This is a genomic window from Tamlana crocina (genome assembly GCA_040429635.1).
In the GTDB taxonomy this organism is placed as follows: domain Bacteria; phylum Bacteroidota; class Bacteroidia; order Flavobacteriales; family Flavobacteriaceae; genus Flavisericum; species Flavisericum crocinum.
Window position 1 is genome coordinate 1,698,031 of sequence record CP158972.1, and the last position, 16,321, is coordinate 1,714,351.

Here is a 16,321-nt window from a genome sequence, read left to right on the forward strand (position 1 = left end):
CATTTAATGCCATTGGAAACTAAAATATATCAAAAAGAGAACAACTTAAAGTTAAGAGTTCTACTAAAGGCTACTTTGTCAGATATGCTGTCTTCGAGATTTTTGGCTACCCAACTAGCGGTTCGCGATATTAAGGCACAATACCGCCAGTCTTATCTTGGTATTTTTTGGATGTTTATAACACCCCTGGCCACGGCTTTTGTTTGGGTGTTTCTTAATAATACAGGTACAGTAAAATTAACCGATACAGGTGTACCATACCCTGTGTATGCTTTTTCAGGAACCTTGTTATGGGCCATTATCAAAGAAGCTATTAACACACCTATGGCAAGTACCAATTCTGCTCGGTCTATTTTAACAAAAATTAATTTTCCGAAAGAAGCTTTAATTGTGTCGGGGGTTTTTAAGTTGCTGTTCAATAGTTCGGTAAAAGTCATTCTGCTCATTGTGTTTATTTTCGCATTTGGGATTGGGTTCCACTGGTCCTTATTATGGTTGCCCCTCACTATTTTGGCAGCAGTGCTTTTTGGCATCACTTTGGGGCTGTTTTTAACACCTGTGGGGATGCTCTATACCGATGTGGGTAAGTTTATAAATTTTGGCCTGGGGTTTCTTATGTACATTACCCCCGTGGTATATGCTATCCCAAAAGAGGGCATAATGAAAACGATTATGGTTTGGAATCCGTTTACACCATTTATACTATCAGCTCGTGATTTGGCTTTGGGATTGCCTCCACAACACCTTGCGTATTATGCTGTACTGTTGTTGTTATGCATACCACTATTGGGGGTGGGATTAGTGTTTTACCGAATTTCAATACCCATTATTGTGGAGCGGATGAGCGCGTAGCCCCACCCCTCCCCAAAGGAAAGTGAGCTAGAAAGATGCGGTAGATAATGAATAAAAAAATATAAAATATTGGAGTTCGATTTTAAAGCAATTGATAATCAGTTTTTTAATGTTCGTTGTTGAGCATGTCGTGTCGTTCAGAGCGATAGCGAAGAATCTCATCAATACAAATTAGAAGTCTAAAAATATGTCTAATACCGCGTCAGAAAAATCAGAAAACGAAGTACTTGTTAAGGTTGAAGGTCTGAGCAAGAAATTTTGTAAAGACCTTAAAACCAGTCTTTGGTATGGGGTGAAGGACTTGGTTTCGGGAATGAGTGGCAATAAAAATGAACGGGATCTGCGTCCCAAAGAATTTTGGGCTGTAAAAGACGTGAGTTTTGAGTTACGTAGAGGCGAGTGTTTGGGTTTAATTGGGCATAACGGCGCAGGAAAAAGTACATTGCTTAAAATTTTAAACGGACTCATTAATCCAGATGCCGGTAAGGTTACTATAAAAGGACGTGTGGGCGCTTTAATTGAATTGGGGGCAGGCTTTAATCCTATTTTAAGCGGTCGAGAAAACATTTATAACAATGGAGCCGTTTTAGGCTTTAGCCGAAAGGAAATAACCGAAAAACTGGATGATATCATCACCTTTGCTGAGTTGGAAGAGTTCATCGATATGCCCGTGCAAAACTACAGTAGTGGAATGAAAGTGCGTTTGGGTTTTGCCGTGGCCGCCCAAATGGAACCCGATGTGTTGATAATAGATGAGGTTTTAGCGGTAGGAGATGCTGGGTTTAAAATAAAATGCTATAATAAGATTAGTGAGATGTCTACCAAATGTGCAATGATTTTTGTTTCACATTCAATGCCTCAGATTGCAAGAATTTGTACGGATTGTATTTTGATGAAGCGTGGGGTTTCAATGTGTTTTCCTGGAGATGTAGGCAAAGCGATAGAAGCTTATGATGGTAGTTTTTCAAATGGAGATCAAATTAATACAATAAGCGATTATTTTAAAGTTTTAAAAATAGAGGTTAATGGGGAGGCTACATTAAATAGAAGAAAGCAAATACCTATAAGTTTTGGTAATGAACTGACGGTTTTTTTTGAATTATCTTTTTTAAAAGAATACGACTATGAAAATTTCATTATAACTCTTGTTGTTACGGACAAATCTCAACGAGCAATAGCCATTGCTGAGAATGAATTTATATCTAAACAGAATTTTAAAAAAGAAGTTTTTAGTTTTACTGCCCGTTTTGATGAAATGAATTTAACCGGAAGCATATACTCTTTAACATTAAATGTCGTTGAAAAAAAATCCAATGGTATGAGAAATGTTCTTGGAAGGGTTTTATATTTTGCCGAACTGCTAATGCAGGGTAAAAAGCAAGAGAGTTATGCGCCTATAGTATTAAACTCAACTTGGCAATAATGGTAATCTCAAAAAAGCATAAATTTATTTTTATCCATATTCCTAAAAATGCAGGAACTAGTATACAGGAAGCCTTAAAAAGCGTTAAGGAAAAAAGAGAACATTGGGTTGTGTCACAAACAACGAAGCATCAATCATTGCAGGACTTGCTTAAAATTTATGAAGATTCAAGCTGGTTGGAAAAAAAAGTTAAAGATTTTGATTTTTTAAATTATTTTAAGTTTGCTGTTGTGAGAAACCCGTTTGAAAGAATGGTTTCATTATACAATTACTTAAATAAAAGTAAAGTTAGAAATGAGATATGTAGTGTAAATGGCTTTGAACATTTCGTTCATTTATTCGAAGATAAAAATAGTTGGGTGTCTAAGCTTCATTCGGCTAAGTCACAATTAAGTTATATTACAGATTTAGAAGGGAAGATTGCGGCTGATTATATAGGGAAATATGAAGATTTATCAAGTTTTAAAACGGATATTGAAGCAAATTTTGATTTTAAGCTAAACCTCAAATGGCTAAATGTTTCAAATGTGCATAAGTTTGACTACAGGTCTTATTATAGTAATGAAATCCAGAGCATAATAGAAAAAGAGTTTTTAGAAGACCTGAATATGTTTAATTATAACTTTTAGGATGGTAAAGGTTCTTTTCTTTAATGATACGAGGGTGGAAACAAACCCCGGATGCCATGCGACAGTTAACTCGTTATCTGAGTTTGTCTTAGAAAATTTACCAAATACCACAATTGAATATGTGCCTTTGGGTACAGAAAATAGCATGTTTTCTGAAAATCTTTATCAAGAAACTAATGTACTACTTAGAAATAGAGTATTCTCAAGAGTTTCGTCAAAACTACGAATATTAAAAAGAGAAAAAAGAATAAATATAAAATTGTGGGAAAGATTGGCTATGACTAATATTTCTAAACCTACTCAAGATAGAATACAAGACTCCAATCTCATTTTGATAAACATGGAGGGTACTATCCATCACAATTCAATAGCTGGGCTTGCTCTTTTGGCTATAGCACTTTACTCTAAAAAAAAAGGGAAAATAGTGGCTCTAGTAAATGGGAGTTATCAAAACATGGACGTCAGAGTTACGAGAAAAATAATGAGTTGTGCGGATTTTATTAGCGTAAGAGATTCTTTTTCATATAATTACCTGGCATCCCAAGGCGTTGAGTTGTCATTGATTCCTGATTTTGCGTTTAGAGCTAAAATTAATTCACAACCATTTGTGAAAGATCAAATTTTATCAAATAAAAATAATCAATCTCTTAAGAAATGTTTATACACGGTGGGTGTATTAGGAGCCTATCCAAATCAAGAAAACGGAGTTTCTTTATCTGATATAAAACGACATATTTTTGAAATTGATAATCTTGGGTACAAGCCATATTATCTTAAAATAGAAGAAAAGGAAACCCAAATAGCTAATGAACTTGCTAAAATAGGTGTACCAATAATATCTTATGAAGATGGGCTGAACTATAACAATATAGGTAGTTTAATTTCTAAATTTGATTTGTTAATAACGGGTAGATACCATATTGGTATTTTCGGATTAATGAATTATATAAAAACCTTTTTTCTTAAATCGAACACCTACAAAACAGAAGGACTTTTAAATATGTTGGGTTTAGAAAATAGAATGATAGAAGGAGGTAATCTAAATAAAATTAAACTAAATAATCTCGGTATGGTTTATCAATTGCCCAATGATGATTTCTTTCGGGATTTTAAACAGTTTTTGAAAAATTTAAACCATAAGATTTGAGTTACTTTAAAGAAAAAATAATATCATTTTTTTTAAAGGATTACACTGTTATAAATTCTTATTTCCCAATTAGTAAATTGGATGTTTTTGATTACTTTAAAAAAAGGCTTTTGTTGAGACAATATAAGACAAATGATTCTTTTTGTGTTAATTTTATTATAACTTCCAAAGCTGAGATAAGAGTTTTTACCCCTCTTCTGAATTATATTGTTGAGTACAATCCTGAGATAAAAGTAAAATTATTTTTTGCAAAAAAAGGGGTAGGGTTTGATTCTAATTTGTTGCAAAAAATTTATGATAGTAAAACCATCAAAATTGAACATTCGGCACTCTCATTAACAGAGTATGAAAATGCAATTAATGTTATTTGTCTCGATCATAATTATTACAAAAATGCTCATAAAATAGGAGTAGATATTGTTACTTTTCTTAACAGTAAAAAACAAGCAACTGTTTGTGTTCAGCATGGGGGTAATCAAAAGGACTACATAAACGGTCATTTGTCTTCGATAAGCAAATACCAACTCCTTTTTGGAAGACTGATATATAATCGATTCGTTGAGTTTGGTTTTAGTGCTAAAAATCTATTTTTAACAGGAAACCCATTGCATGATAAAGCTTTTCGAAAGAATTTAAAATTAATATTTGATGCTAAACGAAAAGTAATATCTTTAATCACTTGTGTACATACCGAATATGATGATAGGTCAAACCCTAGGGAAAGTTATATTCAATATGTTAAGACTGTTTTTGAGAGTATAAATTACGAAGAGTATGTTTTAGTAATAAAGATGCACCCCTATGACCCAGTCGAAGATAATATTTATGACTTTGTAAGAATGGAGTTAGGTTTGACAGAAAGTGATATTAGGATAATTGGAGCAAATGACACTTCGAAAACGGTTTATGATGTTATCAAGGCTTCAAGTTTAGTAATTAGCCGAGCTTCAAGTGTTATAGAAGAATCACTAATGTTGAAAAAGAGAGTTGTAGCTTTTGACTTGTATGAAGATGGAGCTAGTAAACATTACGATTTTCTTTTGAAATATGATATTTATAAAAAGGTGATAAAGGATAGTAAACGTTTGGCTTTAGCTATTAGAGAACTTGAAAGTAGCATTATAAGTGATTTTGAAATTGATGAAATAATAGGAAATACAACTTATAAATTGGATGGGAAATCTACTGAGCGAATTATGATGGCTTTAAAAAGCATTTCTATTTTTAATAAATAATGAACAGCTTAAAGGGGAATTAGCTAACCATACACTTAATTTTATTAAGTATAACTTTAATCCTGTTAAACGCATAGGTGTTCAGTAAGTTAAATATTTAAAAGAGCTTTTGTTATAAAATGAAAACAGCATTAATTACGGGAATAACCGGCCAAGACGGAGCCTATTTGGCCGAACTGCTTCTGTCAAAAAACTATATGGTTCATGGTGTGAAGAGGCGGTCGTCATCCTTAAATACAGAGCGTATAGACCATTTATACCAAGACCCTCACGAAAGTAATGTGCGGTTCAAGCTGCACTATGGTGATTTGAGCGACTCCATGAACATTACACGGATTATACAGGAAGTGCAGCCAGACGAAATTTATAATTTGGGTGCCATGTCACATGTTAAGGTGAGTTTTGATACCCCAGAGTATACAGCAAACATAGATGGATTGGGAACCTTACGGATTTTGGAAGCAGTTAGGTTGTTGGGGTTGACCCAAAAAACCCGAATTTATCAAGCATCAACATCAGAGTTATATGGCTTGGTTCAAGCGGTGCCACAAAGCGAAACAACTCCGTTTTATCCAAGGAGTCCGTATGGTGTTGCCAAATTATATGGCTATTGGATTACGGTTAATTACCGGGAGGCCTATGGCATGTACGCCTGTAATGGCATATTGTTTAACCACGAATCGCCATTACGTGGAGAAACTTTTGTTACCCGTAAGATTACAAGGGCTGTTTCAAGGATTGCTTTGGGCTTGCAGAACGTATTTTACATTGGTAACTTAAATGCTCAAAGAGATTGGGGACATGCTAAAGACTATGTAGAAGCGATGTGGCTAATGCTGCAACAGGAAAAAGCGGAAGATTTTGTGATAGCCACGGGCGTTACCACAACCGTGCGCGATTTTATTCATTTGGCTTTTAATTATATTGGAATCACTATTGAGTTTAGTGGCGAAGGCGAAGATGAAGTGGGCAGGGTAAGTGCCTGTACTCAATCAGAATACCAATTGCCTATTGGAAAGACAGTAGTAAAAGTAGATCCTAACTATTACAGGCCAACGGAGGTCGATTTGTTAGTAGGCGATGCCACAAAGTGTAAAGAAAAATTAAAATGGTCACCAAAGTACGATTTAAAGAGTTTGGTAGAAGATATGATGGCATCCGATTTAAAATTGTTTACAGAAAATGATAAATAAGTAGATTGTAGCTGTTGTTTCAAACTTTAAAAAGCAAAATGAAACATCCATGACTAAAAATCTTGTCACACCGCGGAATGATTGCATGGATGTTACATGCCAGTGCTGAGCGCAGTCGAAGCATGACATTTGAAAAACAATAATTATGAACACATGAAATTATCTTCTAAAATATATATTGCTGGCCATAAAGGCATGGTAGGTTCTGCCGTGCTTCGGTTTTTAAAACAGCAAGGGTATAGTAATTTTATATTGAAAGTTTCAAAAGAGTTGGATTTAACCAATCAATTAGAAGTGGCTTCGTTTTTTGAAAAGGAAAAACCCGATTATGTGTTTTTGGCAGCAGCTAAGGTAGGAGGAATAGTTGCTAATAATACATACAGAGCACAGTTTTTATATGAGAATTTGATGATTCAAAATAATGTTATTCATCAAAGTTATCTGCATAAAGTGAAAAAATTACTATTTTTTGCTTCATCATGTATATACCCAAAATTTTCCCCCCAACCCATAAAAGAGGATTATTTGTTAACAGGGCTGTTAGAGCCCACTAACGAACCGTACGCCATTGCTAAAATAGCTGGAGTGAAGATGTGCGAAAGCTATAATAAACAGTATGGCTGCGATTTTATTTCGGTTATGCCCACTAATTTATACGGACCCAACGATAATTATGATTTGAAAACGTCTCATGTACTTCCGGCATTGTTACGTAAGTTTCACGAGGCAAAATTGAAAAAGCTTTCCTCTGTAGAGGTTTGGGGAACGGGAACGCCCAAAAGGGAGTTTCTGCACGTGGACGATTTGGCCGAGGCCAGTGTCCATTTGATGAAAAATTATTCAGGAAACGTATCGGTTAATGTGGGAACAGGTGAAGACATTTCAATAAAGAACTTGGCAGAACTCGTAAAGGCTATAGTTGGGTTCAAAGGTAATATTGTTTGGAATGATAGTAAGCCCGATGGTACACCGCGAAAGCTATTGGATGTTTCGTTAATCCATAGTTTGGGGTGGAAACATAAAACTACACTTGAGGAAGGCATAAAACAAGTGTATAAAAATAAATTTTTAGAGGGATAAGCATGCTGGTTTCAATAATTACTGTAAACTATAACGATAAATTGGGTTTAGAACGAACTTTAAAAAGCGTCCAAGGTCAAACATATACTAATTTTGAACATATTGTAATTGATGGTGGTTCTAACGATGGAAGTAAAGCGATTCTTGAAGAAAATAAAAACCAGTTTAGTTATTGGGTAAGCGAATCCGATCGGGGTATTTACCATGCCATGAATAAGGGGATAATTAAGGCTAAGGGTGAATATTTGTTCTTTTTAAACAGTGGAGACGATTTTGTGGAAAATAGAGCTTTGCAAAATATAGCTGAAGCGCTTACAGGAGAAGACATTGTGTATTTTAATATCAATAAAATAGACGGAAGCTCGGTTAATGTTGAAAAAGTGCCAAGTAAACTTTCATTTTCATATCTGTACCACGACCTGCCACCCCACCAATCCACTTTTATAAAAAGGGAGTTGTTTCAGGATTATGGATATTATGACGAAAACCTGAAGATAGTTTCCGATTGGAAGTTTTTAATCATTGCTTTATTGAAGCATAACGCAACTTATAAGCATGTCGATAAGGTTTTTACCAATTTCTATTTGGGAGGTATTAGTAGTAATTCTGAAAGTATGGCTAGAATGGATGCCGAAAGAAAAGTCGTTTTAGAACAAGAATTTCCCATTTTAATGAATGATCTTAAATACAAATACAAATTGGAGCGGATTATTAGGAATTTAAGGAAGTCAAAAAAAATCCAATGGTTAGTTAAATTAGGGTTAATTGATAAGTTTTAAGAATGAAATTTGAGGTTTCTGTAATCATACCCGTTTATAATGCCGAAGCTTTTCTTGAAAAAGCCATAAAATCGGCATTACAACAATCCGAAGTCAATGAGGTTATTGTTGTAAACGATGGTAGTACAGATGGTTCGTTGGAAATTGCAGGGCTGCTGAAACAAAAAGATTCCCGAGTTAAAATTTACCATCATAAAAACAACGAAAACAAAGGCCGTTCAGCCAGCCGGAATTTGGGCATAGAAAACGCTAGTGCCAATTACATTGCTTTTTTGGATGCTGATGATTACTATCTGGAAAATAGGTTTGTAAACGATAAAAAGGTGTTTGAAAAATATGCAGATGCCGAAGGGGTATATAATGCAGTGGGATTTCATTTTTATAGAGAAGCATCTGAGCAGGAACGAAAAAAGCATAAACTTTATACGGTTACTAAAGAGGTAGAACCTAAAAAGTTGTTCAAATCGTTACTATACGGAAAATGTGGTCATTTCCACATTGATGGATTAACGGTAAAGCGCTCAATATTCAATAAAACAGGGGGATTTAATGAAAAACTGGTAGTTGCCGAAGACACCGAAATATTTTGGAAAATGGCAATGACCAGCCAGCTCCACACAGGAGTTATAAAAGAAGCTCTGGCCGTTCGTGGCGTGCACGATGATAATATTTTCGACCAAACCAATGTTTATAAAATATACACCATAAAAATGTATGAGGCCTTAATAACTTGGTGTTCGAAAAATAAAATACAATTTGAAATTATTGACGAACTTTTTAAATGGATATGGATAATTAAGGAAAAAGAACAGAATGCTTTAGCGCAAAACATCCAATACTGGGCTAGATTATTTTTACCGCATCCTAAATTATTGTTTTCTTTGTTGAGCATCAAATATTTTCCGTTAATACGTTTTAGAAAGAAATATTTATCAAAGTATTCATGACCTTTAAAGTATCCGTTGTCATACCGGCCTACAATGTTGAGCGTTTTATCGAAAAAGCTGTTCTTTCTGTTTTTAAACTTGAAGAGGTGCGTGAGGTAGTTGTGGTTAACGACGGAAGTACAGATGGTACATTAGAAATATTAAATGACTTAAAGAATAAATACCCTAATCGATTAAAGGTACTTCATCATTTAAATCAAGCAAATAGGGGGCGTTCAGCTTCACGAAATCTAGGGATTAAAAAAACAACGTCAGATTTTATAGCATTTTTGGATGCCGATGATAATTATTTACCCAACAGGTTTGAAAAAGATAAATATAATTTTGAAAACCACGAAGTAGAGGTGGTTTACAATGCGGTAGGATATAAGTTTTATAGGAAACTGGACAATGATGAAAAGAATTATTTCAACAAACTTAATTCAGTAACGCAGCCATTGGAAAACGGAAACGTTTTTGAATCGTTACTGTCAAGCAAGTACGGTTATTTGCACCTAAATGGATTGACCGTTAAGAAATCGGTTTTTGAAAAAGTGGGCTATTTTAATGAAAACCTGCCAGTGGCAGAAGATTCAGATTTTATTTTTAAGCTGGGGCTACTCTGTGAGTTTAAAGCTGGAAATATAAGTGAAGCTGTTGCAGTTCGGGGCATCCACGATAAAAATATTTACAATGACGATATGTTGTACGAAAAATGGAATATAAAACTGTACGAGTCAATACTTGGGTGGTGTTATGGGCAAGGCACATCAAAAGAAAATATTGATAGTGTTTTAAAGTGGTTGTGGGAGATTAAGTTTAGAGATAATAAAGATTTATTTCATTATATATATTATTGGATAACATTAAGTTTTAAGTTTCCACAAACCATTTTTTCAATTTTTTTTATAAAATATTTTCCAGTAGTAAGGCTTAGAAAAAAATTAATGCCTTCTATTTTTAGATAAAATTTATTTCTAAATCACGTTATTTGTTAAAATAATTATCTTTCAATGTTACCTAAATTTTGAATCCGAAAATTTCCATAATAACCGTTAACTATAACAACCTCGATGGTTTACAAAAAACCGTCGAGAGTGTAAAGGAACAAACTTACCAGAAGTTTGAGTATATAGTTATTGATGGAGGGTCAACTGATGGAAGCGCAGAGTACATTGAAAATAATAAAGCGGTATTCGATTACTGGGTAAGTGAGACTGATACCGGTGTATATCATGCCATGAACAAGGGCATAAAGGCTGCAAACGGAGAATATTTATTGTTTTTAAATAGTGGGGATCATTTTTATGATAGTAAGGCATTAGGCAAAGCTTTTGATTATTTAGGATTTTATGATTTTATATATTGTAATCAACAAGTAGTTGGCCTTAACAAAAAATACACTAAAAACTACCCGAAAAGACTATCGTTTTCTTATTTTTTAGTTGATAATATACCTCATCAGGCTACATTTATTAAACGTAGTTTACTGGAAGAGTATAATGGTTTTGATGAGGATTTAATGATTGTATCTGATTGGAAATTGTTTCTTCATGCCATTTGTAGAGACAATAGGACATACAAATATCTAGATGTAAATCTAACTACCTTTTACCTAGGAGGAATGAGTTCTTTATTAGAAAACAAAAAGTTGATGGAAAGGGAAAAGAATGAGATACTCCAATCAAATTATTCCTTATTCATGAACGACTTAGAGGATATCAAGGACCTAAGACGTTTAGTAAGAAATTTAAAACGATCAAAAAAAATAAAATGGCTTATTAAACTAGGTCTCATAAATAAATTTTAATGACAAATAGTTTAGTATCTATAATTGTCCCTTGCTACAAACAAGCTCATCTGTTGGATGAAACTTTAAACTCTGTATTGCATCAAACCTACGAAAACTGGGAGTGTATCATTGTTAACGATGGCAGCCCAGACCACACGGAGGAGGTAGCGCGAGAGTGGTGTAAAAAAGACAAAAGGTTTTCTTATCTTTCAAAAGATAATGGGGGTTTGCCAGCAGCACGCAATACAGGTATAAAAAATTCTTCTGGTAAATTAATTTTAGCTTTAGACTCAGACGACATACTACACGAACAATATATTGAAAAATTATTACCCCATTTTAATGATCCTTCTGTAGGTATTGTTACCAGCTATAGGTATTTTTTTGTTAAGTCTAAGACTAATATAATTAAGATATATAAGCCTAAGGGGAATAACTATAGACACTTAATGTTTGAAAATCAATTGATGCCATCCTCTATTTACAAAAAAGAATGTTGGGGTGAGGTTGGTGGTTATGATGAGTCCATGAGAAAAGGTTTTGAAGATTGGGAGTTTTGGCTGAACATCACTAAGCGAGGATGGCAGTATCATACTGTTGAGGAACCTTTGTTTTATTACAGAAAAGCCAAAAAATCTATGCTTGTAGATACTGTGAGAAATCATTCTGAAACTAACAAAAAGTATATTTTCCAGAAACACAAAGAATTGTATATTAAACATTTTGATAATTTTTTTGAAGTGATGTTCTACTATATTAAAGCCCACCGAAAAGCAGAACTTCAACTTAAAAACTCTTTAGAATATAGAACTGGTAAAGTTTTGCTGACACCATTTAAGGTTTTTAAAAAGTTGTTTAAGTTGGTCTTAAAGATGAAATAAATTCTAATTTAAAGAGTATTGAATGGCATTACAAATTTCTGATAAACATAAGTGTATATTTATTCATATTCCTAAAACAGGAGGTTCAACCATAGAGGAGTCATGCCTATTTGATGACCAGCGAAAAAAAACAGGAGAGGCGGTTGGTGGGCATGCTACTGCTATTGAAATTAAAAACCTAGATACTTCAAAATTTTTAAGTTATTATAAATTTTCTTTTGTAAGAAACCCTTATTCAAGACTGGTGAGTGCTTTTTTTTATTTTGCTAGAGGTGGGAATAACGAAAAGGATTATTATTGGTTTGACAAAATTTTCAAACAATTTGATAATGATTTTGAAGCCTTTTGTTTGCAAATTGATGATATACCTGAGTTAAAGAAAATCCCTCATTTTAGATTACAGCATGAGTTCATTTGTGATGAAAATTTTAATTTATTAGTTAATGAAATTGGGAGGCAAGAAAACCTAAATTCAGAAGCAAATAAAATATTTAAAAAATTAGGTCTTGAGTTTAAGAAAAAATATCTTAAAAAATCTAATAATAGGCATTATTCTAAATATTATAATAAAAAGACTCAGGAAATGGTTTATAACTACTATAAATTGGATTTTGAACTTTTTGATTACAAATACAAAATAAAACGAAATGTTGCTCATTATTATGATTTAGAATATTTACAATACAAAATTTTAAAATCAATCAAAAGTTTAATTAATAAAGTGAAATTACAGGTTCTTTGATGAATTAACCTCGTAGTTAAACTTGAGTTTTAAATTAATTGTGAGTAATGACAATATTTTATATACATATTGGTAAAATACCATTTCATTTGAAGTTGTCTTTGAACCAAGCAATTAAGCATCATCCTGAATCCAATTGTGTCTTATTAACTGATTGTCCAACCTTTAAACTTAAGGGGCTTCAAATTGTCGATATTAATAAATATACAAAATCTGCTAATGAGTTTAGTAGGTATTATAAACATATGTCTTCAAACTCCTTTAAGTTTGAATTAATTTGTTTTCAAAGATGGTTTATCCTCAAAGATTTTGTGAATAACAACAATGTAAATGAAACATTCATGTATCTAGACTCGGATGTTTTAGTTTACCAAGACTTATTTAATGTTATTGATTTAGAAGGATATAAAATGACTGTTACAAAAGGTTATGGTCCGCAGTATTCTATTTTTAAAAACCCAAGTTCTCTTAATCATTTTTGTGATTTTATTCTTAATAATTATGCCAACAAAGAGAAAAGGAACATTTTAATTGACAATTACAAAATTAATTTTTTAGACAAAAATATAAAGGGCGGCATCTGCGATATGACACTTTTAGGTTTGTATAATTTTGAAGGAAATTGCAAAGACATTTTTAGGATCAGCAATTACTATTTTAATAGTACTTTAAGTAATATCAGAAAAGATGCAAAAGATCTTGGTTACAGTGCAGATGATTTTAATTTGCAAAATTTTTTTTCCAATAGTCCTTGCCCAAAATGGAAGGATATAAAAATTGGAGCTCTTCACTTTCAAGGTTCTAGTAAAGCTCAGATCCATTGCTATTATAAAGGGAGAAATAAGTATTGTTATTATATGATTGGAGAATTATATTTATTTTTAAATACTTTTAAACGAAGGTTGAAATCAAAAGTAAATCGTTTTAAATTTTTTAATTAGTTAATAAGGAGGGGACTTAAAAAGTTTATTTTATAAAGAAAAAGTGGTAATCACATTTGAGAAAGTACGAACCCTTACAAAAAATTAAGGCAATGTTATCATGATTTCAGTAATCATCCGAAATAAAAACCAAGAAAAGGCATTAGGGTTCCTTTTAAAGAACCTTACTGAAAGGTATGCTGAAGATATTGCTGAAATTATTGTGATTGATAATTTATCGAGTGATAATAGCAAAGCTGTATCAGAGCAATTCGGAGCTGAGTTTGTCACAATTAAAAACTTTAGTTATGGTGGAAGTGCTAACTTTGCTGCCCAGCAGGCTAACTTTCCTTTTGTGGTGATGTTCAGTGCGCACTCGTACCCGGTAAGCCATGATTTTTTTAAGCTGATAAAAAGCAAGTTTGATGAAAACTCAAACTTGGCAGGGGTGAGGTGTTTGCACAATCCCAACGATTATAGAAATTATATCAATAACATACCGGCAAAGGAAGATCCCAATAAGTCTGGGTTGATTTTTTCTGGTTCTGCATTCCGGAAATCGGTTTGGGAAATACATCCATTCAGGGAAGATGTGGCCACCTTCGAGGATAAAGAATGGACCGTTCGGGTTTTAAAGGCTGGCTATCGCATCGATTTTGTACCCTCCATTTTTTGCTATCAAATAAAGCGGACCCAAAAACAATTGTTTTTTAGATTTAAAAATGATTTGGTTGGCAATTACCAACTTTGGCACGAGCATATTAATTTTTTAAGTGTTTCAAAAGGTTTTGTAACATCGGTTTTAAATTTGGTAAAAAACTTCTTTGTCGATTTTTGGTATGCTGTTTTGCGATTTGGCCATGGTGTTAAGTTCCTGTTCAATAAACCTGATAAATTTTGAAAGAGCATTTACGGAACATAAGAAAGAATAATAACTTTGATTTTTTAAGGTTTCTTTTCGCTGTATTTGTGGTGATTTCACATTCATATCCACTAGCGGGAAGTCATGAGTCAGAACAATGGATTTACCAAGTGACCAATGGGCAGGTTGTATTGGCTAGGCTAGGTTTAGATGGTTTTTTTATCATCAGCGGCTATTTTATTTACCAAAGCCTTCAACGAAGCAGCAATTTATTCAGTTACTATAAAAAACGATTCCTTCGGCTATTTCCCGCACTTTTTGTGGTGTTGCTCGTTTCACTTTTGTTGGCGCCATTTGTTTACGCAGGTAATGTTGGGTTTTTCGAAAACAAAGAAGTTTATACCTATTTGCCCAATAATCTTTCGTTGTATGGATTTCAACCGGTAATAAACGGCGTCTTTGACAATAATCCTTATCATTCCATTAACGGGTCATTATGGACTATAAGATACGAGTTTTCATTGTACATTGCTTTATCTATGTTGTTTGTTTTTAGAAAACATCAAAAGATACAAGTTTTGTTATTGGCGTTTTGTTTTGCGGGTTTGTTGATTATTTATAACGGTTTTCTGTATAGATTTGCGGGGTCATCTATTTTTGGAATGAACGGTTACGAAATACTCGACTTGGGAACATTTTTTGTTTGCGGTAGTTTACTGGCATCATTAAATTTTGAAAAAGTAATTAAAAAATGGTTTTTGCCTTTGGCTGTTTTAATTGTTTTAGTTGCTATTCGCTTTAATGTTTATGATTTGGTAAAACATATGGTGTTGCCCATCATTATTTTATCTGTTGGGTTTACAGCTTTACCGTTTTTTAGTGCTTTCGGCAAAATAGGAGATATGAGCTACGGTATTTATATTTATAGTTTCCCTTTACAACAAACGTTGATGTATTATTGCAAATTGGATGTTTTGCAATTAATGTTATGGTCAGTTTTAATTTCTATTTTATTTGGTTATTTTTCTTGGCATTTGGTAGAAAAGAAGGCTTTGCGATTTAAAAATAGAATAATATTAGGACCAAGCATCGGGAGGTTAAAACTTAGAAACTTAATTTAGTCCTACTATGTACGAAAGAATAAAAAATGTGTTTAGGATAATCCATAACAGCAAACAATGGCAAAAAGAGAACTATAATCAGCTAAAGGAACTAGAGTGGGCACATATATACCACGATAGCATAAGAGGGAAAAAATGGCTGGAAGAAATGCCTTTAAATGTAGGGAGGTGGGCAGGTAATTATGCTTTTTTTTATATATTGAATAGGGTGTTAACGCAGCACAAACCTAAATCTATCATTGAGTTCGGTTTAGGAGAATCAAGTAAATTTATTTCTGTTTTTATAGAAAATTATTTAAAAAACAGTAAGCATTTAATTATAGAACATAGTCAAGAGTGGGCTAATGCTTTTAAGGCTGACTTTAATTTATCGGTAAACTCAAAAATAAGGGTGCACAACTTAGTAAAAAGACAAGTAAAAGGAGTTGAGATTAACGCATACTCGAATTTAGAAGAGATTGCAGGTCAAAAATTTGATTTATATATCATAGACGGTCCTTTTGTTAGTAAAAACTTTTCTAGGTATGATATTTTAGATTTAGCAAAGAAGTTAACTTCCAATGATGACTTTATTATAATTTTTGATGACTACCAAAGACATGGAGAACAGCAAACAGTTAAAGACCTATTGGAGCTGTTTAGGCAAAATAACATAATTGTGTACGAGGCTATTTATTCTGGAAACAAAAGCTTGGCGGTTTTAGCAACAGCTAAGTATAAATATGCTACATCCTACTGA

The 16,321-nt window shown here is 33.1% G+C and carries 17 protein-coding genes; all 17 read left to right on the forward strand.

Annotation, left to right across the window (positions count from 1 at the left end):
- The first annotated feature begins 6 nt into the window (after positions 1-6).
- The 17 genes from ABI125_07665 to ABI125_07745 all read left to right on the forward strand — a co-directional run bounded on the left by ABI125_07665 (position 7) and on the right by ABI125_07745 (position 16,321).
- Entirely contained in the window at positions 7-852 is an 846-nt protein-coding gene (locus ABI125_07665; GenBank protein XCF07728.1) for an ABC transporter permease, read from the forward strand.
- Positions 853-1,039: 187 nt separating this feature from the next.
- Complete coding sequence (locus ABI125_07670) at positions 1,040-2,275, forward strand: ABC transporter ATP-binding protein (GenBank protein XCF07729.1); 1,236 nt, start codon at positions 1,040-1,042, stop codon at positions 2,273-2,275.
- The gene (locus ABI125_07675; protein ID XCF07730.1) at positions 2,275-2,904 is read left to right on the forward strand and encodes a sulfotransferase family 2 domain-containing protein; all 630 of its coding nucleotides are present in this window, start codon (positions 2,275-2,277) and stop codon (positions 2,902-2,904) included. Before ABI125_07670 ends, ABI125_07675 begins: the two co-directional genes overlap by 1 nt.
- Positions 2,905-2,938: 34 nt before the next feature.
- A complete protein-coding gene (locus tag ABI125_07680; GenBank protein ID XCF07731.1) occupies positions 2,939-4,051 on the forward strand; it encodes a polysaccharide pyruvyl transferase family protein in 1,113 nt (370 codons plus the stop codon).
- The gene (locus tag ABI125_07685; GenBank protein XCF07732.1) at positions 4,048-5,286 is read left to right on the forward strand and encodes a hypothetical protein; all 1,239 of its coding nucleotides are present in this window, start codon (positions 4,048-4,050) and stop codon (positions 5,284-5,286) included. The genes ABI125_07680 and ABI125_07685 overlap by 4 nt, the downstream gene beginning before the upstream one ends.
- A gap of 119 nt (positions 5,287-5,405) precedes the next feature.
- Positions 5,406-6,479, forward strand: a complete 1,074-nt coding sequence (gene gmd / locus ABI125_07690; GenBank protein XCF07733.1) for a GDP-mannose 4,6-dehydratase — start codon at positions 5,406-5,408, stop codon at positions 6,477-6,479.
- Between the two features lie 153 nt (positions 6,480-6,632).
- Positions 6,633-7,559 (forward strand): GDP-L-fucose synthase, encoded by a 927-nt coding sequence (locus tag ABI125_07695; protein XCF07734.1) that lies wholly within the window; start codon positions 6,633-6,635, stop codon positions 7,557-7,559.
- 2 nt (positions 7,560-7,561) lie between these two features.
- Entirely contained in the window at positions 7,562-8,338 is a 777-nt protein-coding gene (locus ABI125_07700) for a glycosyltransferase family 2 protein (protein ID XCF07735.1), read from the forward strand.
- A gap of 2 nt (positions 8,339-8,340) precedes the next feature.
- Complete coding sequence (locus ABI125_07705; protein ID XCF07736.1) at positions 8,341-9,285, forward strand: glycosyltransferase family 2 protein; 945 nt, start codon at positions 8,341-8,343, stop codon at positions 9,283-9,285.
- Positions 9,282-10,232 carry a glycosyltransferase family 2 protein gene (locus ABI125_07710; protein XCF07737.1) on the forward strand — a complete coding sequence of 317 codons (951 nt, stop codon included), beginning with the start codon at positions 9,282-9,284 and terminating at the stop codon, positions 10,230-10,232. Before ABI125_07705 ends, ABI125_07710 begins: the two co-directional genes overlap by 4 nt.
- Before the next feature lie 59 nt (positions 10,233-10,291).
- Positions 10,292-11,074, forward strand: a complete 783-nt coding sequence (locus ABI125_07715) for a glycosyltransferase family 2 protein (GenBank protein XCF07738.1) — start codon at positions 10,292-10,294, stop codon at positions 11,072-11,074.
- Complete coding sequence (locus ABI125_07720; GenBank protein XCF07739.1) at positions 11,074-11,937, forward strand: glycosyltransferase family A protein; 864 nt, start codon at positions 11,074-11,076, stop codon at positions 11,935-11,937. Before ABI125_07715 ends, ABI125_07720 begins: the two co-directional genes overlap by 1 nt.
- A 22-nt stretch (positions 11,938-11,959) precedes the next feature.
- Positions 11,960-12,679, forward strand: coding sequence for a sulfotransferase family 2 domain-containing protein (locus ABI125_07725; protein XCF07740.1), 720 nt, complete (start codon positions 11,960-11,962; stop codon positions 12,677-12,679).
- A 47-nt stretch (positions 12,680-12,726) separates the two neighbouring features.
- Positions 12,727-13,620 carry a hypothetical protein gene (locus ABI125_07730; protein ID XCF07741.1) on the forward strand — a complete coding sequence of 298 codons (894 nt, stop codon included), beginning with the start codon at positions 12,727-12,729 and terminating at the stop codon, positions 13,618-13,620.
- A gap of 100 nt (positions 13,621-13,720) precedes the next feature.
- Positions 13,721-14,500: a glycosyltransferase gene (locus ABI125_07735; GenBank protein ID XCF07742.1), complete on the forward strand. Its 780-nt coding sequence runs from the start codon at positions 13,721-13,723 to the stop codon at positions 14,498-14,500.
- Positions 14,497-15,582: an acyltransferase gene (locus ABI125_07740; protein ID XCF07743.1), complete on the forward strand. Its 1,086-nt coding sequence runs from the start codon at positions 14,497-14,499 to the stop codon at positions 15,580-15,582. The genes ABI125_07735 and ABI125_07740 overlap by 4 nt, the downstream gene beginning before the upstream one ends.
- 7 nt (positions 15,583-15,589) lie before the next feature.
- A complete protein-coding gene (locus tag ABI125_07745) occupies positions 15,590-16,321 on the forward strand; it encodes a hypothetical protein (protein XCF07744.1) in 732 nt (243 codons plus the stop codon).

Coding starts and splice junctions, on each gene's coding strand:
- ABI125_07700 (XCF07735.1), top strand. CDS start 7,562: ATGCTGGTTTCAATAATTACTGTAAACTATAACGATAAATTGGGTTTA.
- ABI125_07705 (XCF07736.1), top strand. CDS start 8,341: ATGAAATTTGAGGTTTCTGTAATCATACCCGTTTATAATGCCGAAGCT.
- ABI125_07665 (XCF07728.1), top strand. CDS start 7: ATGCCATTGGAAACTAAAATATATCAAAAAGAGAACAACTTAAAGTTA.
- ABI125_07725 (XCF07740.1), top strand. CDS start 11,960: ATGGCATTACAAATTTCTGATAAACATAAGTGTATATTTATTCATATT.
- ABI125_07670 (XCF07729.1), top strand. CDS start 1,040: ATGTCTAATACCGCGTCAGAAAAATCAGAAAACGAAGTACTTGTTAAG.
- ABI125_07745 (XCF07744.1), top strand. CDS start 15,590: ATGTACGAAAGAATAAAAAATGTGTTTAGGATAATCCATAACAGCAAA.
- gmd (XCF07733.1), top strand. CDS start 5,406: ATGAAAACAGCATTAATTACGGGAATAACCGGCCAAGACGGAGCCTAT.
- ABI125_07695 (XCF07734.1), top strand. CDS start 6,633: ATGAAATTATCTTCTAAAATATATATTGCTGGCCATAAAGGCATGGTA.
- ABI125_07675 (XCF07730.1), top strand. CDS start 2,275: ATGGTAATCTCAAAAAAGCATAAATTTATTTTTATCCATATTCCTAAA.
- ABI125_07720 (XCF07739.1), top strand. CDS start 11,074: ATGACAAATAGTTTAGTATCTATAATTGTCCCTTGCTACAAACAAGCT.
- ABI125_07735 (XCF07742.1), top strand. CDS start 13,721: ATGATTTCAGTAATCATCCGAAATAAAAACCAAGAAAAGGCATTAGGG.
- ABI125_07710 (XCF07737.1), top strand. CDS start 9,282: ATGACCTTTAAAGTATCCGTTGTCATACCGGCCTACAATGTTGAGCGT.
- ABI125_07730 (XCF07741.1), top strand. CDS start 12,727: ATGACAATATTTTATATACATATTGGTAAAATACCATTTCATTTGAAG.